Here is a 26,175-nt window from a genome sequence, read left to right on the forward strand (position 1 = left end):
AGCAGCCCGCGTACGGCGCGCCGCAGCCGTCGCACCAGCCCGCCTACGACGACGACCCGCCCCGCGGCAAGTCGCGGGTGCCGCTGATCGCCGCCGTCGGGGTCGGCATCGTCGTCGTCGGGGTGGGCGCCGGAGTGCTGCTCAGCGACGGTGGCGGCAAGGACCAGGGCAACGACAACAAGACCGTCGCGGCCACGTCCCCGGCGCCGGGCTCGTCCTCGCCGGGCGCCGATCCGGCCCGGGCACAGGCGGTCGAGCTGGACAAGCTGCTCTCCGACAGCGGCAGCAGCCGCGCCTCGGTGATCAAGGCCGTGGCCGACGTCAAGCAGTGCGACAACCTCGACGGGGCCGCCTCCGACCTGCACGCCGCGGCCAATCAGCGAGGCGAGCTGGTCACCCGGCTCGGCAAGCTGAGCGTCGACAAGCTGCCGAACAACGGCGACCTCACCGACGCGCTGACCAAGGCCTGGCAGGCGTCCGCCGCAGCAGACAACCACTACGCGGCCTGGGCCGGGCAGGCGAAGGGGAACAAGGTCTGCCGCAAGGGCCACGCCCGCAGCACGAACGAGGCCCAGGCCGGCAACCGGGCGAGCGGCACCGCCAGCGCGCAGAAGGTGAAGGCGGCGGCGCTGTGGAACGCGATCGCCCGGAAGTACGGCCTGACCGAGCGCGAGCCCGTCCAGCTGTGACGGGCGGCGCCGGCGTCACTGCACGTCGGCGCCGTCCAGCGTGTCGGTCATGTCGCTGATGCCGCTCCGGCCGCCGATGCCCGTGCGGGCCGCGACCAGCTGGCCGTCCTGCACCACCTGGAGGGTGACGTCGGCGTTGACCATCCGCGGGAAGCCGACCGCGGCGAGCTTGCCCTCGTAGGGCCACTGCAGGGTCGGGGTGAGACCGCCGGTGGAGACCCGCAGACCGCCGTCGAGGGTGTGCCGCACGCTGTCGGCGCTCACGTCGCCGTCGCCGATCTTCTCCAGGACGGCCTTCAGCACGGTGTAGGCGATCCAGGTCGTCTGCACTCCGGCGTCCGCGGGGTCGATGCGGTTGTCGCCGAAGGCCTCCTCGTTGATCACCTTCTTCATCGTGTCCCAGCGGGCGTCGGACGCCGGCGGGTACCAGCCGGTGATGTACGCGCCCTCGTACGGCCCGGACGCGCCGCCCGTGGCGTTGATCACCGTCTGGTCGACACTGCCGAGCACGGTCCCGAGCCGTACGGCGGGGTAGTTCTCGCGGGCCCGGCGGAAGGAGTCCATGAAGGTGTCGGTGCGGTCCCCGAGCGCGGGCACCACACAGCCCTTCTTCGGCCCGCTCCTGGTGGCGTCCGCCAGCGCGTGATCGGACTGGTCGCTGTACTCGGTGGCGTCCTCGGCGGCGAGGTGGTCGTCCGCGTTCGCGTGCCCGCCCGCCTTCAGCCCGGAGTCGAGCAGCACCGGCAGCTCGTCGCCGGCGATGCTGTCCGGGCGGACCAGGGAGACGGTGCCGCAGGCGGCGCCGAGGGCCTTGCCGAGACCGGCCAGCAGGGCGGGCTGGCCGCCGTTGACCGGGTACGACATCTGGCCGGTGAACTCGCTGTTGGTGACGCCGTAGCCGCCTATGTAGGGGATGCCGGCGCCTTCCAGCGGGGCGAGGTAGGAGTCGCCGAACTGGCTGTAGGAGCCGACGACCGCGACCACGTTCTCGTCGGCCGCGCGCCGGGCGCACTTGGCGGCGTCCACGGCGTCGTTGTGGTCGTTGCAGGTCAGGACCTGGAGCTTGTGGCCGTTGATGCCGCCGTGCGCGTTGATCCACTTGGCATAGGCGAGGGCCATCGCGGGCATGCCGGGCTTGTTGGTCGAGTTGGTGTCCTGCGGGGCCCACGTCATGACCTTGACCGGGTCGTCCCCGGAGCCCCCCGTGGCACCGGGGATGACCCCGCATCCGGCGGTGAGCGACGCACAGAGGGCCACGGCGCCCGCGGTCATGGCGGTGGCTCTGCCGGGGCGGGAGGTGGAATGGAGGAAGGTACGAAGGGTGCGTCGCCTGCCGGTCATGCTCCCGCACGATTCCCTCACACCGCGAACCGAGGAGTGACCTCGGGTCAATGAAAGGTGACGCCCGGGTGAATTGCGGGGGTCGGTGAGGTCGGTGTGACGAGGAACGTACGATCGATGACTGTGCAAGGTTCGGAGAACTCTTCCCGTCGCGGCCGTCGCTCCTCCACCATGGGCGGCATGCCTCTAAGCGACATGCCGTGGTGGCGCTGGCGCAGCAATGTGCGTTCGGCGCTGCACATGCTCTCCGACCAGGACTTCCAGCGGAACGTCTGGCTGGCCGGCGTGGACGGGTACGGCGACGTCACCGACGCCGTCTACCGGCTGGTGGAGGACACCTGGCTGGACAACTGGTCCGCGGAGAAATACGTCGGCACGATCTTCCGCGACTCGCAGGAGGCGGCGCTCGTGGACACCGCCGTGCTGCGGGTGCTGCGGATCATGCACCAGGTCGGCCCCGACGCGCCGGTCGCCGCGTACCTCGACCACCAGGGGTGGCCGGATGCGGTACGGGCGGCGCGGGACGCTCACATACGCCTTGCGGCGAGTGACGGCGACGACCCCGACACGCCGCCGCGCAGTCTGGAAGTACTGCAGATCATGACGCGGACCGCGTAGGCGGGGGCGGTGCGGGCGGCCGCCATGAGAACCTGTAGTGCATGAACGAGCAGTCCGCGGCCGCCGCCGCACCGGCCGACCAGTACGTCCTCACCCTCTCCTGCCCGGACAAGCAGGGCATCGTGCACGCCGTGTCGAGCTACCTCTTCATGACCGGCTGCAACATCGAGGACAGCCAGCAGTTCGGCGACCACGACACGGGTCTGTTCTTCATGCGCGTCCACTTCTCGGCCGAGGCTCCGGTGACGGTGGACAAGCTCCGGGCGAGCTTCGCGGCGATCGGTGACTCCTTCCACATGGACTGGCAGCTCAACCGGGCCGACGCGAAGATGCGGATCCTGCTGATGGTCAGCAAGTTCGGGCACTGTCTGAACGACCTGCTGTTCCGGGCCCGGATCGGCGCGCTGCCGGTGGAGATCGTGGGCGTGGTCTCGAACCACACCGACTTCGAGGAGCTGGTGGGCTCCTACAACATCCCCTTCCACCACATCCCGGTGACGAAGGACACGAAGTCGGAGGCCGAGGCGCGACTGCTGGAGGTCGTTCGCGAAGAGGGCGTCGAACTGGTCGTCCTGGCCCGCTATATGCAGGTCATCTCGGACGATCTGTGCAAGCAGCTCAGCGGCCGGATCATCAACATCCACCACTCCTTCCTGCCGAGCTTCAAGGGCGCGAAGCCGTATCACCAGGCGCACGCGCGCGGTGTGAAGCTGATCGGCGCCACGGCCCACTATGTGACGGCCGACCTCGACGAGGGGCCGATCATCGAGCAGGAGGTCGAGCGGGTGGGGCACGACGTGACGCCCGACCAACTGGTGGCCATCGGGCGCGATGTGGAGTGCCAGGCGCTGGCGCGGGCCGTCAAGTGGCACGCGGAGCGGCGGATTCTGCTCAACGGCCGCCGTACGGTCGTTTTCGCCTGAGAGCGGACGCGGCTACTCGGCGATGGTGAAGTAGCGGGCGATGGCCGGGACCAGGTCCGCTTCCGTGATCGTGCCGTCGGCATCCGCGTCCAGGGACTCGGCCGCGGTGCGAGCGGTGTCCGCCTGGACGTGAAGGGCACGCAGGACGCGGGCCGTGTCGGCGACGCTGATCCGGCCGTCCCCGTCCTCGTCCGCCACCGCCAGTGCCGCGTGCAGGAACGGGCGGGCGATCTCGGCGAAGCGGCCTGGGTTGTCGCGCAGCCGCTTGACCGCGCCGGTGACGAACTCCTCGCGGGTGATCCGCTGGTCGCCGTCCCGGTCCGCGATCCCGGCCATGCCCTGCCAGAACGCCTCCGCGCCGGCGTACAGCGCCTGCCCCTTGTCGGAGCGGGCGGTCACGGCGAACTCGGCGAGGAGCGCCTTGGCCGCCGCGCTGAAGTCCTCGCGGTCGATCCGGCCGTTGCCGTCCTGGTCGAAGGTGGCGAAGCGGGCGGCGATCCGGCGCCCGTACTCGGTGTTGACCATGTGTGTTCGGACCGCCTTACGTGTGCGTCGTACGGGTGTGGCGTACGTGTGCGTGACTCACCTGGCAGGGAGCGTATGACGCAGGTGGCCGTCGGACGGCGGAAATCCGGCGGTTGTGGCAAGACCGGGGGAATTCTGCGACAACAGTGTGGCCTTGTCGCGAATGCGCGGGCTCCGGCGGCGCGCCGTGGTCAGGCGGAGAGCGGGCCCGCCTCGTCGGCCGTCGCGGCCTCCAGGTCGGGGCGGACGTCGAAGAGCCGGCGTACGCCGAGCGCGCCGAGGACCCGGTTGACGTGCGAGCCGTCGTCGGCGCCCCGGTCGGGCAGGATGAGCCGGAGCCGGCCCTGACAGGAGCGGATCAGCCGGCGGGCGGCGACGAGGACGCCGACCCCGCTGGAGTCGCAGAAGAACACATCCGAGAGGTCCACGACAAGGCTGTGGTGCCCCTCGGCGACGACGTCGTGCACACGTTGACGCAATATCGGCGAGGTCATCAGGTCCAGTTCCCCGGTCACCCGGAGCACGGCCCACTCGCCTTGTTCGACGCCGGTCACGTTGAATGCCACGGCCATGCCCCTCCGCTCGCCGGAACTCACGGAACCGCCAGGAAACGGAAGCGGTTCCTACGTTTGCTTCCGCGTGGCTGCCCAGCGGCGGTTCCCTGAAACGTCGGGCAGCAAACTAGACGTGATCGACAAGGGGCTTGTTTCGGTCACTACCGATCCTGTTCGATCAGACCTGCGCACTCCTTGTGTGCAGGTTATGTGAAGGGGGCACTATCACCTGCGGCGCACCGGGGAGCGCACATTGACACAAAGGGGCGTGCACTGTCAGAGGTGCCGACTACATTCGAGAAGACGGTGCAGACAGGCTGGACGGACCGGACACGCATGAGGGGAGGGGACCGCATGGCCAAGAAGGACGTACCACCCCGCTGGGACCGCAAGATGCAGCAGCGGCTCGCCCGCGGCGAGGCGGCCGCCCTGGGCGAGCTGTACGACCGGTTCGCCTCGCTCGTGCACGGCCTCGCCCACCGCGTCCTCGGTGAGGAGAAAGCAGCCGACACCCTCACCCGCGACGTCTTCGCCCACGTCTGGGAACACCCGGAGAGCTACGACCCGAAGCAGGGCCCGCTGCGCACCTGGGTAGCCGGGGTCACCCACCGGCTCGCCGTGGAGCGGCTGCGCGCGAGCGAGACCGCCGCGCTGCCGGCGGGCGGCGGCTCCCTGGCGGACCTGGAGCGCAAGGTGCGCCACGCCTCGGTCGCCGCCCGCGCCGACTACATCGTCCACTCCATGCCCGCCCCGCTGCGCGCCGCCCTCGACCTCGCCTACTTCCAGCGCCGGGACTACCGCCAGACCGCCGTCGACCTCGGTGTCACCGAGGACGAGGCCCGCCGCCGGCTCCGCCTCGGCCTGCAACTGCTCTCCACCGCCCACGACGCTGCGGCACCCCCGGAACACGGAGGTGCGGTGTGAGCGGAGCGGGACGGTTCGAGGCACCCGACGACCACGAGGGACAGAGAGAAGGGCACGGAGAAGGTTACGGAGAGGGGCACAGGGACGGACCGGGAGCCGAGGGCCGCGAGCGGCCGCCGTACGAGGACCGTGAGGACCGCGAGGGGTACGCGGGTCCCGGCGACCGGAGTGGGCACGGCCGCTTCGGCGACGGTGCCGGCGACGGCTCGGGGCGGATGCCGGCCGGGACCGGCGAGCCCGAGCCGGACGGGCCGGCGCGCATACCGACGCCCCGCGCCTCCGTCGAGGACACCGGGCTTCCGCTGCCCGACCTCGCCGACCTCCCGCCCGTGCCGCTCGACCTGCCGCACGACGTCCTGAAGTCGCTGCTCGGCGCCTGGGCGCTGGCCGCCTGTTCGGCGGCCGAGGCGGAGGCCGTCGAGGAGCACCTGGGCTCCTGCGGAAGCTGCGCCGACGAGGCTCGCCGGCTGCGCGAGGCGGTCGGCCTGCTGCACCAGTCGGAGAGCCTCGACCTGGACCCGGGGCTGCGCGACCGCGTCCTGGAGAACTGCCTGGAGCGCCGGCCGCCACGCATCCCGGTCCCGGAGTGGGCGGCGGCGTACGACGCCGAGACCGCGCGACTGGACGCCCTGCTGCAGGACTTCGGGGACGCCGAGTGGCATGCGCCGGTGCGGCTGCGATGGTTCGAGGCCGACACGGAGAGAAGCCGGCGTACGACCGTGGCCGGCGTGATCGCGCATCTGCTGTCCGTGGACGGGCTGATCGCGGTCGCGCTCGGCCTGGAGGACCCTCCCCCACTCTCGGCTTCGTTCGAGCGGGGGGACCCCTACGCCGAGATCGCCGGGGCGGCGGAGCGGCAGCCGGACCGCCAGGCGCCGGGCCCGGCCGAACGAACCGAGGCGTTCTGGCGCAACTCCCCCTTCCCGCCGAACCGTTCGGTACGAGGTCCCTGGCGGGAGCAGAGCCACAGTCTGGTGCGCACGGTGTCCTTCACGGGCGGCCATGCCGGCGGACTCGCGGTGTCGTACGGCGACTTCGAACTGCCGCTGCACGACGCGATGCTGGACCGGGCCTTCGCCTGCTGGATGCACGCCGAGGACATCGCGGAGGCGGTCGACTACCCGTACCGGCCGCCCGCGCCACGCCACTTGAACAAGATGATCGACCTCACGGCCCGCATGCTTCCCGCCGCGCTGGCCAGACGCCGACAGTCCGGGCTGGCGTCACCGGCGCGCGGCCGCCACCTCAGCCTGGCCGGCGAGCCCGGCCGCAGCCTGCGCCTGGAGATCGAGGGCGCGGCGGGCGGCGAGTGGCTGATCCCGCTGGACTCACCGGCGGCGGTCGCCTCCGCGGACCTGGAGGTAGCCCATGTGGCCCTCGACGACACGGAGTTCTGCCAGCTGGCCGCGGGCCACATCCGTCCGGAGGAGGCCGCGGCGGGACAGGTCGGCGACCGTGAGGCGATCAGGGATGTCCTGTTCGCCACGGCGGGGTTGAGCCGGATGTAGCCGGATGCAGGGGTGGGCTGTCGGCGGCCGGCCTGCTTCACGTCCGCCACGAGCTGCCCATGCGGCGCCTGGCCATTCCTGCACGCTGATTCCCCGGCCGTCAGGTGGATGGAGGCGGGAAGGCGGGTTGCCGCTCTGCAATGATCACTGGTGCCCCTTGGGACGTGTTTGCTTCCATGCGGCGTCGGCCAGCAGGCGCAGGCCGTTAAGGCCGACGACCACGGTGGAGCCTTCGTGCCCTGCGACGCCGAGCGGCAGGGGCAGGGTGCCGAACAGGTCCCAGATGACCAGGCCGCTGATGAACAGCGCGGCGATGACCAGGTTTTGCACGACAAGGCGGCGCGCTTGACGGGAGAGGCGAACGACGGCGGGGATGGTGGCCAGCTCGTCGCGCACCACGACCGCGTCGGCGGTCTCCAGGGCGAGGTCGGAGCCGGCGCGGCCCATGGCGATGCCGGCGTGGGCGGCAGCCAGCGCGGGAGCGTCGTTGACGCCGTCGCCGACCACAAGCACCTTGCGGCCCGCCCGCTCCATCTCCTGCACGGCGGTGACCTTGTCCTGCGGGAGGAGACCCGCGCGGACGTCGGTGATGCCGACCTCGGCTGCGAGCAGGGACGCTGCGCGCGGGTTGTCGCCGGTCACCAGCACGGGGGCGGTGCCGGTCAGCTCGCCCAGGGCGGCAACGGTGGCGGCGGCCTCCTCGCGCAGGCGGTCGGCGATTCCCAGTGCTCCCACCGGAGTGCCGTCGAGGGTGACCAGCACAGCGGTGCGGCCTTCCTGCTCCATGCCGGCGGCCACGGCGACGGCCGGGTGACCGGTGCTGCCGTCCAGGATGCGGGTAGGGCTGCCGACCATGACAGTGCGGTCGTTCACCTTGGCGCTCACGCCGGCGCCCGGTGTGGACGTGAAGTCCTCCACCAGGGGAATGTCCAGGTTGCGGATGCGGGCGGCGTCCACGATGGCGCGGGCCAGCGGGTGCTCGCTGGGGTGCTCAGCCGCAGCCGCCAGCCGCAGCAGCTCGTCCACGGTCAGACCCGAGGCGGCCAGCGGGCGGATGTCGGTGACGCGCGGGGTTCCCTCGGTCAGCGTGCCGGTCTTGTCCAGGGCGACCGCGTCCACCTGCCCGAGGCGTTCCATGACCACCGCGGACTTGACCAGTACACCGTGACGTCCGGCATTGGCGATGGCCGACAGCAGCGGCGGCATGGTGGCGAGGACCACGGCACACGGAGAGGCGACGATCATGAACGTCATCGCGCGGAGCAGCGTGGATCGTAGATCGGCGTCGAAGAGCAGCGGCAGCACGAACAGCGCCACCGTAGCCGCGACCATTCCGAGCGAGTAGCGCTGTTCCACCTTCTCGATGAACAGCTGGGTCGGCGCCTTGGTCTCCGAGGCTTCTTCGACCATGGCCACGATCCGGGCGATCACGGAGTCGGACGGGTCCCGCTCGACCCTCACCCGCAGCGCGCCGGTTCCGTTCAGGGTGCCGGCGAAGACCTCGTCCCCGGCCTCCTTGGCCACGGGCAGCGGTTCACCGGTGATGGTGGCCTGATCAACCTCGCTGGTCCCCTCCAGTACCCGGCCATCGGCACCGATCCGCTCACCGGGGCGCACCAAGATCGTGTCACCCACGTGTAGTTCCTCTGTGGGCAGGCTTTCCTCCCCGCCGTCGTCCAGCAGACGTGTCGCAGTAGCGGGGGCGAGGTCGAGTAGACCGCGCACCGAATCCGCGGTCCGGGCGGTGGCGACCGCCTCCAGGGCGCCGGAGGTGGCGAAGATGACGATCAGCAACGCTCCGTCCAGACCCTGGCCGATGGCCGCCGCTCCGAGCGCGGCGACGACCATGAGCAGATCTACGTCCAGGGTCTTGTCCTTCAGCGCCTGAAGACCGGCCCAGCCGGGCTCCCAGCCACCGGTGACGTAGACAGCCGCGAACAACGACCCCCACGACCACGCAGGCGCCCCGGACAGATACAGCGGCAGTGCGAGCAGGAACAAGACCAGCGCACCCAGTGCCCATCGGGCCTCAGGCAGCGCGAAGATCCGCGTGCGCCGCCGGGGGGTCACCTTCTCGCGGGCGGCGCCGGTCTCGGTCGGGCGGATCAGAGTGGAAGACATGGGGGACGGAGCCCTTCCCAGGTTGGGGACGCGGCGGGTCGACCCCACCACCGTAACAGGATCGAATGAAGAGGCATTCATGTATTCATAGATGGTGCCGTAGCATGGGTGCATGGGTCATGGAGCCGCACAGCCTGGAAGCGTCCCCCGCGCACGGCTGGACGCCGCGAATGCCGCCAAGGTCGCCACCACGCTTCAGGCGCTGGCGACCCCGTCACGGCTGCTCATCCTCGCCCGGCTGCGCGAAGGCTCTTTGCCGGCGACTGAACTGGCCGCCGAGGTCGGCATGGAGCAGTCCGCTTGCTCTCACCAACTGCGGTTGCTGCGCAACCTCGGCCTTGTCGTCGGTACCCGCCAGGGCCGCTCGGTGGTGTACTCGCTGTACGACAACCACGTCGCTGAACTTCTGGACCAGGCCATCTACCACGTGGAACACCTGCGCCTCGGCCTCAGCGACACCTCCGGCACCGTCAGCCCGGAGACCGAGACGGCGACTGCCTGAACTGGGCTTCCGCGACCGGACCACCCGGAATGCTGTCCAGGCTGAGGAGTGATCCGGCCTTTGCGTGTGGTCGGCGTTCTCCGTGCGCGGCGTCGGCGCGCTCAACTCAAGGCTTTACCGACCTCGTAGATCGTTGGCCTGTCTTCGGGGGCATGACTGAGCATGGCTTCGACCAGCTCACCCAGTTCGCCCTGCACCTTCACCGGCCGCCGCCTGCCGTCCGCTACGGCCTGCCTCTGCACGTGGCGCGGAGCGTCGTCCGGGTACTCGACCGCCCGCCAGCCCGTGGCGGAGATGAGCAGTGACGCGCCGAGTGCGTAGATGTCGGCTTCTGGTGTGGCCTGCGCCTCTCCGGTCGCGAGCACACTGCGCGCAATCTCCGGCGCCTCGTAGTGGACGAGGCAGCCGCGGAACGGGAAGTCGTACCCCTCGGGCACGTGCCCACCGCGCGCCAAGGCCAAGTCGATGAGATGGGTCCGTTCCGGCCCGATGATGAAGTGCGCGGGCTGCACGTCGCCGTGAGCCCAACCCTGGGAGTGCAGTTCGGCCAGCGCCTCCACACAGCTCAGGGCCACGCTGGTGTGCGGCTCGATGCGCGAGTCCGGCGCACGGCAGGGCTCCCACAGCTGGTGGAGGTCCGGTCCTTCCCGCCACGGCTGGAAGTTCCAGGTGCCTCCCTCCCATTCGCCGTACGCGAAGTCATGGAAGCCCAGGCGGTGCAGTACGGCGCCTTCGCGTGCGGGGGCGAGCGCTGTCCACGGCTGGGCAGGCCAGTCGGCCGTTGCCTCGATGGGGTATCCGACCTTCACGGCGTAGTGGCCCCGATGGCTCTCGACCTCCCAGACCATGGAGCCCCGGCGATTGACGACCAGGCGCTGAGCCTTGGGCATGAGTGCGTCGAGCACGACAATCGGCAGTTCAGGGGGTGTCCCGGACAACGTCTGTTCTCCTTCCGGGCAACGCGGCCGACCCCGCATCGAGGCCGGCCGCGTCGCTGGTGTCGTGTCGCTACGCCTGACCGTACGGACGGCCGCAGTCCGAGTCGCATTGCGCGAGGTTCGTGCCGTTCACGGTCCACAGGTCGTCGAAGACCATGAACCCGGCCGCCTTCATCGCGTGCGCGGAGGCGGCGACCTTCTCCGGGTCACGCGCTCCCCCGCCCGGCATCGGGTTGTGGTGCAGGAAGCGGCCCGCGTACCGGTCGCAGAGCGCGGCGTACTCCTTCGTATGCAGGATGAGCGCGTGCAGTCCGAGGTCCACGTCGTCCGACGGGACCATGGGGACAGTGGCGGTTGCCGCAGTGACCAGGAAGGCCACCGCCTGGTCCGCGATCCGTGCCGCCCGCTCGGACGACTGCCCGTTGTGGACGATCACGAAGTGGGTGAGGCTGTCGAACAGCTCCTCACCAGCCATCGCGCGACCCGTCCTCTGGTCGTTTGCCGTTGCTGTCATACGAAGACTCCTTGAGTGTCGCTGTGCTCTGGCACTTGCGCCTCCATCGGTCGCCGAGGCGTGGACCAGGACGACCGAGTGGGTTGGAAGGCCGGCCCCGAACGGGGAAGGGGGAGCCAAGGAAGGTGGCACCCCGTTCGGGGCGGCCGGTCTACTGGCTGATACCGAGGGCCATGCCGATCACCAAGCCACAGGACCCGCTGATCATGATGATGAAGAGGACCCCCGCGTACTGGTCGATGTCGCGCATCACAGGCCGTCCCGGCTGCTGCCGTTACGGATGGCAAGGCGGGCGCTCAATTCCTCCCGCGCGGTCAGGGCCATCACGTTGTCCGGCAGGGCGTCCCACTCGACGCCGCCAGCGACGGGCCTTATCTGCACCCTGGCGCCGACCTCACCCATGACGACGCCGATTCGTCCACTGGCGGTGTCCTTCGCCAGTTCGCCGATGCCTGGTCTGGTCTGCTGGTTGCTCGCCATGCGGACGAGCATCCTGCCGCCCATCGGGACGTCGGAACCTCCGACAAACACCACTTCGGGACGTCCCGCGTCGGGTAGAACGTCCCTGGTGCCGTCCCCGAGTGTTGGGGGAGATTGAGATGCCGAACGAGAGGTTACGTGCTGCCATGGCGGCCGGCGGATGGACGTACGCCGCCCTCGCGGACAAGGTCGAAGTCGATCCGAAGTCCGTTGAGCGATGGGTGAATCTGGGGCGTACGCCGCGTCGTGCCACGGCCATGCTGGCAGCGGAAACACTAGGAGAAGATGTGCACGCTCTATGGCCATCGCTCAGGCAGGCGCGCCCTGCCCGTGCTGTCAGTCCGGAACTTGTGGCGATTTACGACCAGCGGGCGGACGTCCCTGTCTCCGCTTTCGTGGACCTGCTGACCCAGGCTCGCGAGCACATCGACGTGCTCGTGTACGCCGCAGTCTTCCTGCACGAGGCATACCCGCGGCTCAACGAGGTATTGCGAGAGCGAGCTGCCGACGGGTGTGCGGTCCGTATCGCGGTCGGCGACCCGGACAGCACGAATGTCCAACAGCGCGGCGGCGAAGAGAGGTTCGGCCACGGTATCGAGTCCCGTTGCCGACTCGCCCTCATGCACTATCGCCCTCTCGCCGGGGTACCTGGCATCGAGGTACGGACCCATGCCACCACGCTCTACAACTCGATCTATCGGGCGGACGACCAGGTGTTGGTCAATGCCCATATCTGGGGCGTGAACGCCTACGGTGCGCCTGTGTGGCATCTTCGGCGCAACGGAGCGGGCGGCATGTTCGACACCTACGCCAGCAGCTTCGACGCGGTGTGGGAGACCGCGACGCCGGTACGAGAAGGGTGACCATGGCACGGACCGAGTACTACGACGACCCGGCGGCACCGGAGCCGAACAGCATGGTGGTCGCCGCGTCCGCCGTGGTCACCGACGACGAAGGGCGAGTGCTCCTTCAGCGCCGCACGGACAACGATCTCTGGGCCCTACCTGGCGGCGGCATGGAGATGACCGACTCACTCCCGGGAGCAGCCGTCCGCGAGGTGAAGGAGGAAACGGGTCTGGACGTCGAGATCACCGGGCTCGTGGGCATGTACACCGACCCTCGCCACATCATCGCCTACTCGGACGGTGAGGTACGCAGGCAGTTCAACGTGTGCTTCACCGCTCGTGTGGTCGGCGGCCGGCTCGCGATCTCGGACGAGTCCACGGAGCTGCGGTTCGTCCAGCCGGCGGAGATCGATCAACTGCCGATGCACCACACACAGCGGCTCCGGATCCGTCACTTCCTGGAGGACCGTGAGCGGCCCTACCTCGGCTGACCTCGTAGATGTACGACAATCCTGCCAGCAACGACAGCACCGAGGCCGCTGAACACAACCATCCGTCGCTACACGATCTTAGGATGCTCGGTTCCGGTGATTGCCGTACCGCAGTCGACCGTCAGTAGCTTTATCACCGAAGCGGCGTCGATAATCACAGCCACAGCGATCGCGGGCTTGAAGATGCGGCTTCACCCGCTAAGGGATGTCTCGACGCTTGCTGCCTGCGCGACAAGGCATATCGACAAGGCCGTGTGGGAGCTGCCCATCCCAGAGTTCGATCCGGCCAACCTCAAGCACGTGCAGATCGCTGAGCTCGGGGAGGCTGAGGCCCGGCGCATCGCGGACCTGAAGTTCGACGAGGACAGCAGCCACATCCAGATCCGTCCTAGCCTGCGCGACACCTCCTACTCTCTTCGCCCGACGCCGAGGAACTGGACCAACTCGTCACCGAACTGCTCAGCTGAAAAGAAAATTCGGAGGGGCTAAATACTTCGAGCAAAGCGCTGCTTGATCTTGTGTCTGGGATCCAAACTGGTGATGCAAGCGCGCGTGTCGAGTCTGAAGGTGGCGAGGAATGGGAATCCCAGGACCATCCTGAAGAGTATGAAGCGTCCTTTTGGGAGAAGGGATGCAAGCCAGTTTCGCTCCTGCTGATCGCGTTGGCCTGGCTGAATCATTGGCCATGGCGCGGCGGAGGAGGTGCGCTTTGACGAATTTGCCGCCAAATGGCAAAGAGGGGGAGTCGGAAGCCAGGGTCAAGGAAGAATGGTTTCAAGTTCTTCACGCTTTGGTCTTTGTCCGGTCTCCTAGCGGCCTTGGGATCCTTGACGTATTTCATGGATGTGCTGGAAGAGGCTGCTCAAATGAAGGATTTGCCCTGACCAATCTCGACTGACGCAGTGAGGCGGGTGGTTCCACAGCGTAAGCGAGGTGTGTTGCTCGACCGGCCGACGGAGCGGTCTTGAACTACCGCTGTTGCGGCCCAGGGTTTGGTGCTGACGGCAACTGCAACGCACAGATGGATGACGGCATCGACGGCACGCAGAGATAAACGATCACGAGCACCGCCAATCAGCCCGAACGGCGGCGAAGTGACGGCTCAACAGTCTGCCCAGTCCTACGGATCAGAAGGTGCAGGAGCCCGCTTATCCCGTTACGCCAAGGAAACGCGGCAGGTGATCAGAGACTCGGGGACCAGCGAAGACCGCGATCGCGGATGGGACCGGCACCGCATTAGGCTTCTGCGGAGTCGGCGCGGGCCGTGGACCACGCTTGATCCGAAAGGTGATCTTGGGCGCCACGGAGCCAGTGGACCCCGAGTGGACCACAGCCCCCACGCGAGGCGGGAGGCCGGTAGGCTGTACCCGCTCCGCTCCAGGTGGGCTGGGACGAGGTAGGTTGCCCGAGCGGCCTAAGCGAGCGGACCCGAAAACCGCTCCCTCAGCTTGTACTTGAGCACCTTCCGCAGCGTGTCATTACGCGGAAGCGCCTCCACCACCTCCAGCCGCTCCGGCAGTTTGTGGACGGACAGGCCTGCTGAGCGCAGGTAGGAGACGATCGACGGCAAGGTCAACTCGGGCGATCCCGGCGGCTGTTCCACCACCGCGCAGACCAGTTCGCCTCGTTCGGCGTCCGACAGGCCGATGACTGCTGCGTCGCCCACCAGAGGGTGGCGGTGCAGCAAGTCCTCGATCTCCCTGGCCGAGATGTTCTCGCCCTTGCGGATGATCACGTCCTTCAGGCGGCCGGTGAGGACCAGGTGGCCCGAGTCCGTGACATGGCCCAGGTCGCCCGTGCGCAGGAAGCCGTCGGCGTCGAAGGCGGCGGCCGTCTGGGCGGGGTCCAGATAGCCCTGGCAGACGGCCTCCCCGCGCAGTCGTATCTCGCCGTCCACGATCCGGATCTCCATGCCGGCCGGCGGGCGGCCCTCGGTCGTCGCCAGGTTCTCCGGGGTGTCCCGCGGATCGCCCATGGTGATCATCGGGACCTCGGTCATGCCGTAGCCGTGGGTGAGCTGGACGCCCATCTCGCGGACCACCGAGTGGTAGACCTCCGGGGGCTTCGGTGCGCCGCCGCCTGCCAGTAGGCGGAGGGAGGGGATCACCTTCTCGCCCGGCTGTTTGCGCTGCTCGGCCAGGAACAGGGAGTAGAAGGCCGTGGAGCCGCCGGCCACCGTCACCCGGTGCCGCCGGTACTCCGGCAGCGCGTCCGGCAGCGAGAAGTGCTCGAACATCACCGCCGGGAAGCCGTACAGCAGGAGCATCACCAGATAGTCGGGGCCGCCTATGTGGGCGTACGGGAAGGCGATCGAGCCCACGTCCTCGGGCGTCAGCCGCAGTGCGTGCGCCAGGCAGGAGCCGCCCGCTATCAGGGAGCGGTCGGTGTGCAGTACCCCCTTGGGGTCGGAGGTGGTGCCCGAGGTCCAGTAGATCCAGCGGACCGAGGTGCCCTCGGCGGGCGGGGCGGGGAGCTTCGACGGGTCGCCGTCCGGCAGGGAGTCGTCGTCGTACGCCTCGAAGATCCCCCTCGCACCCAGCCGGCGGGCCATCTCCGTGTGGTCGTGGCCGCGCCACACGCCCGGTACCGCGAAGAACTCCGCTTTCGACTCCCGGAGCGCGAAGCCGACCTCCCGGTCCCGGTAGAAGGGGATCACCGGGGACTGTACGGCGCCCAGGCGGGCCAGCGCGAAGGACAGCAGGGCCGTCTCGATGCGGGTCGGCAACTGCCAGGCGACCACCGTGCCGGGACGCACGCCCCTGTCGTACAGACCGGCCGCCACCCGCTCGGCACGCGCGCGCAGTTCGCTGAAAGTGAGCTGACGGCCGCCCTGGAGGAGGACGGGACGGCCGGGGGTCAGGGCGGCGCGACGGACGACCAGGTCCCACAACGTGCGGGCGGAACTCAGGGAATGCGGGGTCTCGTTCACGTGTGCCCCCTGACTGGCTTGGCGCTTGGCTGACGAACCGTCAGGTGGCATGCTAACTGACGGACCATCAGATACATACTGCCCGACCGAGTACTGTCCGACGGAGGGGAACGCGAGGGGAACCATGACCGAACTGCCCCGCATCATCAGCGTCGACGACCATGTGATCGAGCCCGCCCACCTCTTCGAGACCTGGCTGCCGGCCCGGTACCGGGACCGGGGGCCGAAGCCGCTCACCGCCGGGATCGGCGAACTCGCCTACGTCGGAGGCAAGTACCAGATCACCATGGACCCGGCGGGCCAGCCGACGGACTGGTGGATCTACGAGGACCTGAAGTTCCCGTACAAGCGCAACATCGCAGCCGTCGGCTTCGACCGGGACGAGATGACGCTGGAGGGGATCACCCGGGAGCAGATGCGGCGCGGCTGCTGGGACCCGAAGGCGCGCCTCGCCGACATGGATCTCAATCACGTCGAGGCGAGCCTCTGCTTCCCGACCTTCCCGCGCTTCTGCGGGCAGACCTTCGCCGAGGCGCACGACAAGGAGGTCGCCCTCGCCTGCGTACGCGCCTACAACGACTGGATGGTGGAGGAGTGGTGCGGGGACAGCGCGGGGCGGCTGATCCCGTTGTGCCTCATTCCGCTGTGGGACGTGGAGCTGGCCGTCGCCGAGATCCTGCGCAACGCCGAGCGCGGGGTGCGGGCCGTGACCTTCTCGGAGATCCCCACCTATCTCGGGCTGCCCTCCATCCACTCCGGCTACTGGGACCCGTTCTTCGCCGTCTGCCAGGAGACGGGCACGGTCGTCAACATGCACATCGGAAGCAGCTCGCAGATGCCGGCCGCCTCCCCGGACGCCCCGCCCGCCGTCCAGGCCTCGCTCAGCTTCAACAACGCGATGGCCTCGATGATGGACTACCTCTTCAGCGGTGTCCTGGTGAGGTTCCCGCAGCTCAAACTCGCCTACTCCGAGGGCCAGATGGGCTGGGTGCCGTACGCCCTGGAGCGGGCCGACGACGTGTGGGAGGAGCACCGGGCCTGGGGCGGCGTCAGGGACCTGATCCCCGAGCCGCCTTCGACGTACTACTACCGGCAGATCTTCTGCTGCTTCTTCCGTGACAGACACGGTGTCGCCTCGATCGACGTCGTCGGCCGTGACAACGCCACCTTCGAGACCGACTATCCGCACGTCGACTCGACCTTCCCGCACACCAAGGAGGTCGCCCTCGACCATGTGAAGGGCCTGGACGACGAGACCGTGTACAAGCTGATGCGGGGCAATGCCATCCGCATGCTCGGCCTGGACCTCGACCGGTGATGGACCTCTCGTACACGCCCGAGGAGGAGGAGTTCCGGGCCCGGCTGCGGGAGTGGCTCGCCAAGGTGCTGCCCACCCTGCCCGCCAAGCCGCCCCCGGACGACTGGCCCGGCCGCCGCGCCTACGACCTCGGCTGGCAGCGGATGCTGTACGACGCCGGATACGCCGACGTCCACTGGGACGCCTCGCCGACCACCCGGCTGATCTTCCTGGAGGAGACCGAGAAGGCGGGCGCCCCCTATGTGGGCGCGGGCTTCGTCGGGCTGCTGCACGCCGGGCCGACCATCGCGGCCGAGGGCACCGACGGGCAGCGGGCTCGCTGGCTGCCGCCGATCCTGCGTGGCGAGGAGGTGTGGTGCCAGGGGTTCAGCGAGCCCGGTGCCGGCTCCGACCTCGCCGCGCTGCGCACGCGCGCGTGGAGGGACGGCGATGACTATGTGGTGAGCGGGTCCAAGATCTGGACCTCGCACGCGGAGGTGGCCGACTGGTGTGAGCTGCTGGTCCGCACGGACCCGACGGCACCCAAGCACCGGGGCATCAGCTGGCTGGCCATGCCCATGGACGCCGACGGCATCACCGTACGGCCGCTGCGCACGCTCGCCGGGTCGGCGGAGTTCGCCGATGTGTTCCTGGACGAGGTCCGGGTGCCGGTCGGCAACCGGGTCGGCGCGGAGAACGACGGGTGGCGGGTGACCATGGTGACCCTGTCCTTCGAACGCGGCACGGCCTTCGTCGGCGAGGTGGTCGCCTGCCGCCGGGTACTGGGCGAACTCGCCCGCGCCGCACGGGAGAACGGCCGCTGGGACGATCCCGTGCTGCGGCGCCGGCTCGGGCGGCTGGAGGCGGAGTTCCGGGCGCTGTGGCGGCTGACGCAGTGGAACGTGAGCGAGGCGGAGGCGAGCGGCGGGGTACCGGGGGCCGGGGGTTCGGTTTTCAAACTCCGCTATTCGCACGCCCGTCAGGAGCTGTACGACACCGCGGCCGACGTACTCGGCCCGGGCGCCCTCGACCTGGACCGGCCGTGGGTCCTCGACCGCCTGTCCGCTCTGTCGTACACGATCGCCGCCGGAACCTCCCAGATCCAGCGCACCATCGTGGCCGAGCGGATTCTGGGCCTGCCGAAGGGGAGATGAACGCGTGCGCTCGCTGTTCGCGGTGCCTGCCCGAAGGAGAGATACCCGAAGGAGAGATGAGCGTGCGGTTCCAACTCAGCGAGGATCAGCGGGCGTTGCAGGCGGGCGTACGGGAGTTGCTGGAGCGGCGGTTCGGGCGGGAGGCGTTGCGGGCGGCCGTCGACACGCCGGGGCGGCTCGACCGGGAGCTGTGGCGGGCGCTCGGGGACGCCGGGTTCTTCGCCCTGCGGCTGCCCGAGGCGGACGGCGGGGTCGGGCTGGGGCTGCCCGAAGCGGTGCTGGCCTTCGAGGAGGCGGGGCGTGCCCTGCTGCCCGGACCGCTCGTGGCGACCCACCTCGCCGCCGGGACCGTACCGGGCGCGGCCACCGGGGAGACGGTCGTGGCGGCGGTCTACGGGGAACTGGTGGAGTGGCTGGAGGCGGCGGACGTCGTCCTCGGGGACACGGGAGACACGGGAGGCACGGGGAACACGGCGGACACGGGGAACGCGGCGGACACGGGGGACACCCGGGGTGCCGAGCCGCTGCGCTCACTGGACCCGCTGACGCCGCTGCACCGCGTCCCCGCCGCGCGCGATGCCGCCGCCGCAGCCCCTTTGGCCGACCTGCTCACCGCCGCCGAGCAGCTCGGCACCGCCGTACGGGTAGGAGAGCTGGCCGTGCAACACGCCCGGACACGAGAGCAGTTCGGTCAGCCGATCGGCGCCTTCCAGGCCGTCAAACATCTCTGCGCGGACCTCCTGGTGCGCACCGAGACCGCGCGTGTCGCCGTCTACGCGGCCGCCGTCACCGCCGATCCCGCCGACATCGCCGCCGCCCGCCTGCTCGCCGACGAGGCCGCTGTACACGGCGCCCGGGACTGCCTCCAGGTGCACGGCGGCATGGGTTTCACCTGGGAGGCGGACGTACACCTGCATCTGAAACGGGCCTGGGTGCGGGCCCACCGTGGCGGCGGGAGTACGGAGAGTGAGGAACTCCTCGCGGCGCGACTGGCGGCCTGAGACACCGGCAACTCCCTGGGCTGCGGCAGTAGCAAAGCCCTGGCCCAAGATGTCGCGGATCGTGGCATGCCGGTATCACTTTGCGTCGATACCCGGTTGTGTCCTTCGCGAGACTCGTCACGGCCCGGAGTCGGCGGTCCCCTCCGGTACCTTGTGTGGGATGCGAGTGGCTGCGAGCACGGGCCGGGCCGGTGATGCCCCTGGGGCAGTGCCGGGTCGCGCGGTGCGCGGCGCTTCTCGCGGTGCGGTGGCGGCTGCGGTCGTCGCCTGTTCGATGTCCCGGCAAGAGCGTCGCACAGTATGCCTCACGCGTACTCCTTCGCGCTGGAATATGCCCGAAGCGCTTGTTGGGGTGACTGTACGTCAACCATGCTGGCTCCAAAGGGAATCACGTTCCGTGACCCTTGCTCTGGCCGTTGTTCTGGCCATGCAGAAAATGGCTACGATCGTGGCCCTCGCGATCGTCGTCGCGGCTTCGGCGGTGGCGACCTGGTGGCGTGGGGTCATGTGTCCGCCGGTTCGGATGGTGTGAGCGGTGCAGGTGCTTCAAGTGCAGCTGGAGATCCGGCCCGACCCCACGGAGGTGGGGCGGGCGAGGAGGTGGGCCCGCTCGCGTCTCGCCGGGCTGGGGATAGCGGCCGACGAGCCGCTGGCCGAGACCCTGATCCTGCTCGTCTCCGAGCTGGTGACCAACGCGGTGGTGCACACCGGCCGCGCGGCCGTGCTGCGGCTCTCCCTGCCGGGCGCGGAAGCGGAGGCGGACGCGGCGGCGGAGGTGGAGGCGGTCGAGAGTGCCGAGGCCCTTGATGAGGCCGAGCGGGCTGAGGAGGCCGAGGAGGCTGAGGAGGCCGAACCGCCCGTGGTCGCCACGGTGCGCGTCGAGGTGGCCGACTGCAGCTCCCGCGCCCCCGTGCCGCGCTGCGCCGGCGGTGACGCCACCGGCGGCCGTGGTCTGGCCCTCGTCGACTGCCTGGCCGATCGCTGGGGCTGGAGCCCGGAGGGTGCCGGCAAGAGCATCTGGTGTGAACTGGACCGCTGTTCGAAGCCCCGGGAGAGCGCAACGATGGCGTACGGGGGCGGACTGTCCGCGTACGAGGGGCTCGCCTTCGAGGCGGTGTAGCACCCGGCGCGGTGGTGCGCCGGTGATGCCTCCGTGCGCGGGCGCCTCGAACAGGGCGTACGTAACAAATCGCCGTACCGGCGTTGACGACCCGTGACCGCCTGCACACGCTTGTGGGCGACGATTCGCCGCGAGGGGACGGCGAGGGCCCGGGCGACGGCGGCCCTCGCCGAGTGTGGGTCGCACCCGGTGGGCGGCGCGTGCGCGTGACGGTGAGGGGACGCGCCGCCGGCCGGCCAACGCCCCGCGTCCGGTTCTCAGAGGACGGCCACGGGTGCCACGGGTGTTCCCGTCGCGCCGACGAACGGCTCGGGCATCGCCGACAGCAGGAACGCGTACCGCCCCTCTTCTCCACAGGCTGTGGACAACTCTTCGAGATTCCAGTTCTGGCCCTGGAGCATCCCCATCTCCACCAGGTCCAGGGCGTGCACGGGCAACCAGAGATTCTCCGACTCGGGTGGAAATATCTCAAAAGTGAGCGTGTCGTTCGCGACCGCCGCGACATCGCGCGCGTGGAACCACTCCGGTGTACGGATGGACAGCCCCGGCGACGGATAGCCGTACCCGTGCTTGTCCCCGGCCAGATACAGCTGCACCTGCCCGGTGCGGACCAGCACGATGTCGCCGGCCCGCACCCGGACCCCGCCGAACTCCTCGGCCCGCTCCAGATCCTCCGGCGTCACCGCGTGATTCCCCGCCAGCCGGTCCACGCCACGCGCGCGTGCCACGTCCAGCAGCACCCCGCGCGAGACGATGTGCCGGGCCTTGTCGATCCCGCCGAACTCCGCGCCGCCGTGCGCGGTGACCGTGTGCGCCGGGCGGCCGTTGTAGAGCTTCCCGGAGTGCGAGACATGGGTGAGCGCGTCCCAGTGGGTGCCCGCCTGCAGCCCCATGGTCACCGCGTCGTCGCTGCACGCCACCGTGCCGGGTCCGAAGAGTTCCTGGTTGATCTGGACCATGGCGTGGAGGGGGTTGACGCGGCCGCGGATCATCCCGGTCTGTACCCCGTCCTGCTGGAGGGGGAGGGCGAGGGGAATGCGGCGGCCGGTCCGGATCGTGGCGGCCGCCGTGCGTACGACCTCGTCGGTGATCAGGTTCAGCGTGCCGATCTCGTCGTCCGCCCCCCAACGCCCCCAGTTGTTCACCCGCTTGGCGATCTCGTGGAACTCCTCCGGCAGTGCCATCCGGTGCCTCCCCGGGGCTTGTGTCCGCGCGTCCGACGCGCCATAGAATCTAACGGACCGTCAGAAACCGCGGGAAGGGGCCGGGCGTGGGGAACTTCTTGGCAGGAAAGGTCGTCGCCGTGACCGGTGCCGGACGCGGTATCGGCCGGGCGGTCGCGCGGGCGGCGGCCGCGGAGGGCGCGAAGGTCGTCGTCAACGACTACGGCGTCGCCGTGGACGGCGCCTCGCCCACGAGCGAGGTGGCCGAGGCCGTCGTCAAGGAGATCGAGGCGGCGGGCGGGGAAGCGGTCGCGGTAGCCGACGACATCTCCACGATGGCGGGCGGTCAGCGGGTCGTCGATGTGGCCCTGGCGTCGTACGGACGGCTCGACGGTGTCGTGTGCGTGGCCGGGATCCTGCGCGAGCGGATGCTGTTCAACATGACCGAGGAGGAGTGGGATCCGGTCATCGCCACCCACCTCAAGGGCACGTTCACCGTGTTCCGGGCGGCGTCCGCGGTGATGCGGGGGCAGCGCTGCGGCACGCTGATCGGTTTCACCAGCGGCAACCACCAGGGGTCGGTGTCCCAGGCCAACTACAGCGCGGCAAAGGGCGGGATCATCTCGCTCGTCCGGAGCGCCGCGCTGGGCCTGCACAAGTACGGGGTGACCGCGAACGCGGTGGCGCCGGTGGCGCGCACCCGGATGTCGGCGAACGTGCCCATGGAACTGGCGGAGATCGGCGAGCCGGAGGATGTGGCGGCGCTGGTGGTGTACCTGCTGTCGGACGGAGCCGCTGCGCTGGGCATCACCGGGCAGGTGTACACCATTGCGGGGCCGAAGATCGCGGTGTGGGCCCAGCCGAGGGAACTCCGCGCAGCGTATGCCGCCGGCGGTTGGACGCCGGAAGCGATCGCGGAGTTGCTGCCGGAGGCGGTGGGGGTGGATCCGATGCCGATGCTTGTGCAGTTGGCGGCGATGGAAGAGGCGGCGCGTGCTGGTTCTCGGCCGAATGCCTAATAGCTCGGGGCGTGTTGTGACTCGGCGGCTGCGGGCCGTGTGTGGCTGGTCGCGCAGTTCCCCGCGCCCCTGGGGGGGGGTGCAGTCGCCGCACCCGCATTCGCGCCCCAGCTGCGGGCAGTCGTGCCTCCCCCAGAGCCTCAAGGCCCTGGGGGGACCCCCAGGCGGCACGGGTGGGCGCAGCGGCACCCGGCCAGCGCCGGCGAGCGCCCCAACCTTCGGCTCGCGGCGGCACAGGGCACCCAATCGAAGGGCGGTCCACCATGGACTTCGGGTTCAGTGAAGAGGACGAGGGATTCCGGGCCGAGGCCCGCACCTGGCTGGCAGCCAACGCCGACCCGGTGACGGACAGACGTACCTGGGAACGCACCCTCGGTCGATCCGGCTGGATAGGGATCGGCTGGCCGGAGTCCGGATACGGCAACCGCAGCGCCACGCTCACTCAACAGGTCGTCTGGGCCGAGGAGTACGCCCGTTCGCCCGCGCCCCCGCGGTCCGGGCACATCGGTGAGAATCTGCTCGCCCCCACGCTCATCACACATGGCACCGATGAGCAGAAGTCCCGCTTCCTGCCCCCGATCGCGGCCGGCGAGGAGTTGTGGTGCCAGGGCTACAGCGAGCCCGGGGCCGGTTCGGATCTGGCCGGGGTGCGGACGGTGGCAGTGCGGGAGGGGGAGGGGTACCGGATCAGCGGGCAGAAGATCTGGACCTCGCTCGCCCATGAGGCCGACTGGTGCTTCGTACTGGCTCGTACCGACCCCGGCTCCCGCCGCCACCACGGACTCAGCTTCCTGCTCGTCCCCATGGACCAGCCCGGCCGTATCGAGGTCCGCCCCATCCGGCAGATGACCGGTACCAGTGACTTCAACGAGGTCTTCTTCGACGGGGCGTACGCGCGCGTGGAGCACGTGGTCGGGGGAGAGGGGCAGGGGTGGCGGGTGGCCATGAGTCTGCTCGGGTTCGAGCGCGGAGTGTCGACTCTCGCCCAACAGATCGGATTCGCTGAGGAGTTGGCGGCTGTCGTACAGGCAGCCGTGCACAGCGGCGCCGTGCAGGACCCCGTCGTACGGTCGCGGCTCGTACGGCAGTGGGCCGAGCTGCGGACCATGCGCCGGCACGCCCTGCGCACCCTCGGCGGCTCGGCCGACCCCGGCGCGCCCAGTGTGGCCAAGCTGCTGTGGGCCGGCTGGCACCAGCGGCTGGGGGAGCTCGCGATGCAGGTCCGGGGCGCGGCGGCCACCGTCGGCCCCTCGGACTGGTCGCCCTCGGCGCCGTACGAACTCGACGCCGGCCAGCACCTGTTCCTCTTCTCCCGGGCCGACACCATCTACGGCGGCTCGGACCAGGTCCAGCGCACGATCATCGCCGAGCGCGTGCTCGGTCTGCCCAGAGAGCCCAAGGGGGCCGTGTGATGCGTGGTGTGGTGTTCGACGGCAAGCGGGTCCAGGTGGTGGAGGACCTGGCGGTGCGCGAGCCGGGGCCCGGCGAGGTGCTGGTGGCGATCGCGGGGGCCGGGCTGTGCCACAGCGATCTGTCCGTGGTGGACGGCACCATCCCCTTCCCGGTGCCGGTGGTGCTGGGGCATGAGGGGGCCGGGGTCGTCGAGGCGGTCGGCGCGGGGGTCACTCATGTCGCGCCCGGCGACCATGTGGCGCTGTCCACGCTCGCCAACTGCGGCACGTGCCCGGAGTGCGACCGGGGGCGGCCGACGATGTGCCGGCAGGCCATCGGGCGGCCGCAGAAGCCGTTCACCCGCGGCACGGCGGGGCTGGTGCACCAGTTCGCCTCCAACTCGGCGTTCGCCGAGCGCACGATCGTCAAGGCCGTACAGGCGGTACCGATCCCGAAGGACGTCCCCCTGGAGTCCGCCGCGTTGATCGGGTGCGGGGTGCTCACGGGCGTGGGCGCGGTGCTGAACCGGGCCCGGGTGGACCGCGGGGACAGCGTCGTCGTCATCGGGACCGGAGGCATCGGACTGAACGTGCTGCAGGGCGCCCGGCTCGCTGGCGCGCTCAGGATCGTCGCCGTGGACGCCAATCCGGCCAAGGAGGAGGCGGCCCGGCAGTTCGGCGCCACCGACTTCCTGACCTCGACGGAGGGGGTGCGGGACATCCTGCCCACGGGCGCCGACCACGCTTTCGAGTGCGTCGGCCGGGTGGAGCTGATCCGGCAGGCCATCGACCTCCTCGACCGGCACGGCCAGGCGATCCTGCTCGGTGTCCCGCCGGCCACGGCGGAGGCGTCCTTCCTGGTCTCCTCCCTCTACCTGGACAAGTCGATCCTCGGCTGCCGCTACGGCTCCTCACGCCCCCAGCGGGACATCGCCCTGTACGCCGGGCTGTACCGCCAAGGGCGCCTGTTGCTGGACGAGTTGGTGACGGCCGTCTACCCGGTGGAGGACTTCGCCAAGGCCCGCGCGGACGCGGAGGCGGGGCGGGTGGCGCGGGCCGTGCTCACGTTCTGACGCCGGTCCGGAAAGTCCTGCGATAGGCGGTCGGCGTCACGCCCAGCGCCTGTTGCAGATGCTGGCGCATCGACTGGGCCGTGCCGAAGCCCGCCTCGCGGGCCACCTGGTCGATGGACAGGTCCGTGGTCTCCAGCAGATGGCGGGCGCGTTCGACGCGCTGCTGGGTGAGCCACTGGCCGGGACTGACCCCGGCCTCCTCGCGGAAGCGGCGGGTGAAGGTCCGTACCGACATGGCCTCCTGTTCGGCCATGTCCCGCAGCTGGATCGGCTCGTGCAGCCGGCCCAGCGCCCAGGCGCGGGCCGCGGTCGTCGTGGCCAGCTGCGGGTCCGGGACCGGGCGGTGGATGTACTGGGCCTGGCCGCCGTCGCGGTGCGGGGGTACGACCGTACGCCGGGCGACGTCGTTGGCGACCGCCGTACCGAAGTCGCGGCGCACCATGTGCAGGCACAGATCGATCCCGGCGGCCACACCGGCCGAGGTCAGCACATCGCCGTCGTCGATGAACAGCACGTCCGCGTCGACCTTGATCTTCGGGAACAGCCGCTGGAAGCGCTCGGCGTCGGCCCAGTGCGTGGTCGCCGGGCGGCCGTCGAGATATCCGGCGGCGGCGAGGACGTAGCCACCGGTGCAGATGGAGGCGAGCCGGGTGCCGGGGCGGATACGGGCGAGGGCGGCGGCGAGTTCGCCGGTGAGCCGGCCCTCCTCGAAGACCGGGCCCAGCTCGTACGACGCCGGGACGATCACCGTGTCGGCCTCGGCCAGCGCCTCCGGGCCGTGCGGGACGTGCACGGCGAAGTCGGCGTCGGTCTCGACCGGACCGGGCGGCCGTACCGAGCAGGTCACGACCTCGTACAGCAGCCGCCCCCGCTCGTCCTTCGGCCGGCCGAAGATACGGTGCGGGATGCCCAGTTCGAAGGGGAGAAGGCCGTCGAGGGCGAGGACGACGATCCGGTGCGGCCGGAAACCCTCGGATTCTTCAGCGACAACAGCCATGGCCCGATCCTAGCGAATGATGACCTTCGGGCCACTCGATGCGCGGACCCGGAAAATG

26 protein-coding genes and 1 pseudogene are annotated in these 26,175 nt (G+C 69.9%); 17 read left to right on the forward strand and 10 right to left on the reverse strand.

The genetic code is table 11. The annotated features are described in order from the left end of the window. Positions 1-689: pseudogene (locus tag M878_RS72400) on the forward strand (hypothetical protein); the annotation flags it as partial. A gap of 15 nt (positions 690-704) precedes the next feature. Here M878_RS72400 and M878_RS72405 read toward each other — a convergent pair. Continuing rightward, on the reverse strand, positions 705-2,030 hold the full coding sequence (locus M878_RS72405; protein WP_023549424.1) for an ABC transporter substrate-binding protein: 1,326 nt from the start codon (positions 2,028-2,030) through the stop codon (positions 705-707). Between the two features lie 117 nt (positions 2,031-2,147). Between M878_RS72405 and M878_RS72410 the strand changes: the two genes are divergently transcribed. Together M878_RS72410 and purU are read left to right on the forward strand one after the other, a co-directional pair. Then, positions 2,148-2,648 (forward strand): SCO4402 family protein, encoded by a 501-nt coding sequence (locus M878_RS72410; RefSeq protein ID WP_078630344.1) that lies wholly within the window; start codon positions 2,148-2,150, stop codon positions 2,646-2,648. Positions 2,649-2,689: 41 nt separating this feature from the next. After that, positions 2,690-3,571, forward strand: a complete 882-nt coding sequence (gene purU / locus M878_RS72415; protein WP_023549426.1) for a formyltetrahydrofolate deformylase — start codon at positions 2,690-2,692, stop codon at positions 3,569-3,571. Positions 3,572-3,583: 12 nt separating this feature from the next. On the opposite strand, the gene M878_RS72420 is transcribed toward purU, so the two are convergent. After that, on the reverse strand, positions 3,584-4,096 hold the full coding sequence (locus M878_RS72420) for an EF-hand domain-containing protein (protein WP_023549427.1): 513 nt from the start codon (positions 4,094-4,096) through the stop codon (positions 3,584-3,586). Between the two features lie 191 nt (positions 4,097-4,287). Further along, positions 4,288-4,668: an STAS domain-containing protein gene (locus M878_RS72425; RefSeq protein ID WP_023549428.1), complete on the reverse strand. Its 381-nt coding sequence runs from the start codon at positions 4,666-4,668 to the stop codon at positions 4,288-4,290. 336 nt (positions 4,669-5,004) lie between these two features. Here M878_RS72425 and M878_RS72430 point away from each other — a divergent pair, with 336 nt between their 5' ends. Together M878_RS72430 and M878_RS72435 are read left to right on the forward strand one after the other, a co-directional pair. After that, positions 5,005-5,574: a sigma-70 family RNA polymerase sigma factor gene (locus tag M878_RS72430; protein ID WP_023549429.1), complete on the forward strand. Its 570-nt coding sequence runs from the start codon at positions 5,005-5,007 to the stop codon at positions 5,572-5,574. Further along, positions 5,571-7,082, forward strand: a complete 1,512-nt coding sequence (locus M878_RS72435; RefSeq protein ID WP_023549430.1) for a zf-HC2 domain-containing protein — start codon at positions 5,571-5,573, stop codon at positions 7,080-7,082. The genes M878_RS72430 and M878_RS72435 overlap by 4 nt, the downstream gene beginning before the upstream one ends. Positions 7,083-7,226: 144 nt before the next feature. On the opposite strand, the gene M878_RS72440 is transcribed toward M878_RS72435, so the two are convergent. Continuing rightward, positions 7,227-9,203 (reverse strand): heavy metal translocating P-type ATPase, encoded by a 1,977-nt coding sequence (locus M878_RS72440; RefSeq protein ID WP_023549431.1) that lies wholly within the window; start codon positions 9,201-9,203, stop codon positions 7,227-7,229. Positions 9,204-9,315: 112 nt separating this feature from the next. Here M878_RS72440 and M878_RS72445 point away from each other — a divergent pair, with 112 nt between their 5' ends. Then, complete coding sequence (locus M878_RS72445) at positions 9,316-9,705, forward strand: ArsR/SmtB family transcription factor (protein WP_023549432.1); 390 nt, start codon at positions 9,316-9,318, stop codon at positions 9,703-9,705. Positions 9,706-9,806: 101 nt separating this feature from the next. On the opposite strand, the gene M878_RS72450 is transcribed toward M878_RS72445, so the two are convergent. The 3 genes from M878_RS72450 to M878_RS72460 form a co-directional block, all read right to left on the reverse strand. After that, positions 9,807-10,643: a protein kinase domain-containing protein gene (locus tag M878_RS72450; protein ID WP_031225515.1), complete on the reverse strand. Its 837-nt coding sequence runs from the start codon at positions 10,641-10,643 to the stop codon at positions 9,807-9,809. 70 nt (positions 10,644-10,713) lie between these two features. Next, positions 10,714-11,157 (reverse strand): glycine-rich domain-containing protein, encoded by a 444-nt coding sequence (locus M878_RS72455; RefSeq protein ID WP_031225516.1) that lies wholly within the window; start codon positions 11,155-11,157, stop codon positions 10,714-10,716. A 249-nt stretch (positions 11,158-11,406) separates the two neighbouring features. Continuing rightward, a complete protein-coding gene (locus M878_RS72460; RefSeq protein ID WP_031225517.1) occupies positions 11,407-11,649 on the reverse strand; it encodes a hypothetical protein in 243 nt (80 codons plus the stop codon). Positions 11,650-11,756: 107 nt separating this feature from the next. Between M878_RS72460 and M878_RS72465 the strand changes: the two genes are divergently transcribed. The 3 genes from M878_RS72465 to M878_RS000000100105 all read left to right on the forward strand — a co-directional run bounded on the left by M878_RS72465 (position 11,757) and on the right by M878_RS000000100105 (position 13,462). After that, on the forward strand, positions 11,757-12,500 hold the full coding sequence (locus M878_RS72465; RefSeq protein WP_031225518.1) for a helix-turn-helix domain-containing protein: 744 nt from the start codon (positions 11,757-11,759) through the stop codon (positions 12,498-12,500). Positions 12,501-12,502: 2 nt separating this feature from the next. Continuing rightward, positions 12,503-12,973, forward strand: a complete 471-nt coding sequence (locus M878_RS72470) for an NUDIX domain-containing protein (protein ID WP_031225519.1) — start codon at positions 12,503-12,505, stop codon at positions 12,971-12,973. A 96-nt stretch (positions 12,974-13,069) separates the two neighbouring features. After that, complete coding sequence (locus M878_RS000000100105; RefSeq protein WP_023549439.1) at positions 13,070-13,462, forward strand: hypothetical protein; 393 nt, start codon at positions 13,070-13,072, stop codon at positions 13,460-13,462. 925 nt (positions 13,463-14,387) lie between these two features. Here M878_RS000000100105 and M878_RS72480 read toward each other — a convergent pair. Then, the gene (locus M878_RS72480) at positions 14,388-15,902 is read right to left on the reverse strand and encodes a class I adenylate-forming enzyme family protein (protein ID WP_031225520.1); all 1,515 of its coding nucleotides are present in this window, start codon (positions 15,900-15,902) and stop codon (positions 14,388-14,390) included. A 124-nt stretch (positions 15,903-16,026) separates the two neighbouring features. Between M878_RS72480 and M878_RS72485 the strand changes: the two genes are divergently transcribed. The 5 genes from M878_RS72485 to M878_RS72500 all read left to right on the forward strand — a co-directional run bounded on the left by M878_RS72485 (position 16,027) and on the right by M878_RS72500 (position 20,474). After that, a complete protein-coding gene (locus M878_RS72485; RefSeq protein WP_023549441.1) occupies positions 16,027-17,220 on the forward strand; it encodes an amidohydrolase family protein in 1,194 nt (397 codons plus the stop codon). Continuing rightward, positions 17,220-18,353 (forward strand): acyl-CoA dehydrogenase, encoded by a 1,134-nt coding sequence (locus tag M878_RS72490; protein ID WP_023549442.1) that lies wholly within the window; start codon positions 17,220-17,222, stop codon positions 18,351-18,353. The genes M878_RS72485 and M878_RS72490 overlap by 1 nt, the downstream gene beginning before the upstream one ends. A 62-nt stretch (positions 18,354-18,415) precedes the next feature. Beyond that, entirely contained in the window at positions 18,416-19,354 is a 939-nt protein-coding gene (locus tag M878_RS72495) for an acyl-CoA dehydrogenase family protein (protein ID WP_031225521.1), read from the forward strand. A gap of 397 nt (positions 19,355-19,751) precedes the next feature. Next, complete coding sequence (locus tag M878_RS000000101085; protein WP_023549444.1) at positions 19,752-19,886, forward strand: hypothetical protein; 135 nt, start codon at positions 19,752-19,754, stop codon at positions 19,884-19,886. Between the two features lie 18 nt (positions 19,887-19,904). Beyond that, positions 19,905-20,474 carry an ATP-binding protein gene (locus tag M878_RS72500; RefSeq protein WP_023549445.1) on the forward strand — a complete coding sequence of 190 codons (570 nt, stop codon included), beginning with the start codon at positions 19,905-19,907 and terminating at the stop codon, positions 20,472-20,474. A 257-nt stretch (positions 20,475-20,731) separates the two neighbouring features. Here the strand turns inward: M878_RS72500 and M878_RS72505 are convergent, their stop codons facing one another. Next, the gene (locus M878_RS72505) at positions 20,732-21,658 is read right to left on the reverse strand and encodes a cyclase family protein (protein ID WP_023549446.1); all 927 of its coding nucleotides are present in this window, start codon (positions 21,656-21,658) and stop codon (positions 20,732-20,734) included. 86 nt (positions 21,659-21,744) lie between these two features. Between M878_RS72505 and M878_RS72510 the strand changes: the two genes are divergently transcribed. From M878_RS72510 to M878_RS72520, 3 genes are all read left to right on the forward strand, one after another. After that, the gene (locus M878_RS72510) at positions 21,745-22,656 is read left to right on the forward strand and encodes an SDR family NAD(P)-dependent oxidoreductase (protein ID WP_023549447.1); all 912 of its coding nucleotides are present in this window, start codon (positions 21,745-21,747) and stop codon (positions 22,654-22,656) included. A gap of 263 nt (positions 22,657-22,919) precedes the next feature. Then, positions 22,920-24,068 carry an acyl-CoA dehydrogenase family protein gene (locus M878_RS72515; RefSeq protein WP_023549448.1) on the forward strand — a complete coding sequence of 383 codons (1,149 nt, stop codon included), beginning with the start codon at positions 22,920-22,922 and terminating at the stop codon, positions 24,066-24,068. Next, positions 24,068-25,120, forward strand: a complete 1,053-nt coding sequence (locus tag M878_RS72520) for a Zn-dependent alcohol dehydrogenase (protein ID WP_031225522.1) — start codon at positions 24,068-24,070, stop codon at positions 25,118-25,120. The genes M878_RS72515 and M878_RS72520 overlap by 1 nt, the downstream gene beginning before the upstream one ends. Here M878_RS72520 and M878_RS72525 read toward each other — a convergent pair. Then, entirely contained in the window at positions 25,110-26,117 is a 1,008-nt protein-coding gene (locus M878_RS72525) for a GlxA family transcriptional regulator (protein WP_023549450.1), read from the reverse strand. The two genes, M878_RS72520 and M878_RS72525, sit on opposite strands and share 11 nt — an antisense overlap. Between the last annotated feature and the right edge of the window lie 58 nt (positions 26,118-26,175).

The sequence above is a fragment of the Streptomyces roseochromogenus subsp. oscitans DS 12.976 genome (assembly GCF_000497445.1).
Taxonomy (GTDB): domain Bacteria; phylum Actinomycetota; class Actinomycetes; order Streptomycetales; family Streptomycetaceae; genus Streptomyces; species Streptomyces oscitans.

Bases quoted from the DNA above. Each gene is read 5' to 3' on its own strand.
- M878_RS72515 (WP_023549448.1), top strand. From the start codon at position 22,920: ATGGACTTCGGGTTCAGTGAAGAGGACGAGGGATTCCGGGCCGAGGCC.
- M878_RS72465 (WP_031225518.1), top strand. From the start codon at position 11,757: ATGCCGAACGAGAGGTTACGTGCTGCCATGGCGGCCGGCGGATGGACG.
- M878_RS72430 (WP_023549429.1), top strand. From the start codon at position 5,005: ATGGCCAAGAAGGACGTACCACCCCGCTGGGACCGCAAGATGCAGCAG.
- M878_RS72410 (WP_078630344.1), top strand. From the start codon at position 2,148: ATGACTGTGCAAGGTTCGGAGAACTCTTCCCGTCGCGGCCGTCGCTCC.
- M878_RS72525 (WP_023549450.1), bottom strand. From the start codon at position 26,117: ATGGCTGTTGTCGCTGAAGAATCCGAGGGTTTCCGGCCGCACCGGATC.
- M878_RS72470 (WP_031225519.1), top strand. From the start codon at position 12,503: ATGGCACGGACCGAGTACTACGACGACCCGGCGGCACCGGAGCCGAAC.
- M878_RS72460 (WP_031225517.1), bottom strand. From the start codon at position 11,649: ATGCTCGTCCGCATGGCGAGCAACCAGCAGACCAGACCAGGCATCGGC.
- M878_RS72440 (WP_023549431.1), bottom strand. From the start codon at position 9,203: ATGTCTTCCACTCTGATCCGCCCGACCGAGACCGGCGCCGCCCGCGAG.
- M878_RS72520 (WP_031225522.1), top strand. From the start codon at position 24,068: ATGCGTGGTGTGGTGTTCGACGGCAAGCGGGTCCAGGTGGTGGAGGAC.
- M878_RS72420 (WP_023549427.1), bottom strand. From the start codon at position 4,096: ATGGTCAACACCGAGTACGGGCGCCGGATCGCCGCCCGCTTCGCCACC.
- M878_RS72405 (WP_023549424.1), bottom strand. From the start codon at position 2,030: ATGACCGGCAGGCGACGCACCCTTCGTACCTTCCTCCATTCCACCTCC.
- M878_RS72455 (WP_031225516.1), bottom strand. From the start codon at position 11,157: ATGACAGCAACGGCAAACGACCAGAGGACGGGTCGCGCGATGGCTGGT.
- M878_RS72505 (WP_023549446.1), bottom strand. From the start codon at position 21,658: ATGGCACTGCCGGAGGAGTTCCACGAGATCGCCAAGCGGGTGAACAAC.
- purU (WP_023549426.1), top strand. From the start codon at position 2,690: ATGAACGAGCAGTCCGCGGCCGCCGCCGCACCGGCCGACCAGTACGTC.
- M878_RS72425 (WP_023549428.1), bottom strand. From the start codon at position 4,668: ATGGCCGTGGCATTCAACGTGACCGGCGTCGAACAAGGCGAGTGGGCC.
- M878_RS72490 (WP_023549442.1), top strand. From the start codon at position 17,220: ATGGACCTCTCGTACACGCCCGAGGAGGAGGAGTTCCGGGCCCGGCTG.
- M878_RS72485 (WP_023549441.1), top strand. From the start codon at position 16,027: ATGACCGAACTGCCCCGCATCATCAGCGTCGACGACCATGTGATCGAG.
- M878_RS72445 (WP_023549432.1), top strand. From the start codon at position 9,316: ATGGGTCATGGAGCCGCACAGCCTGGAAGCGTCCCCCGCGCACGGCTG.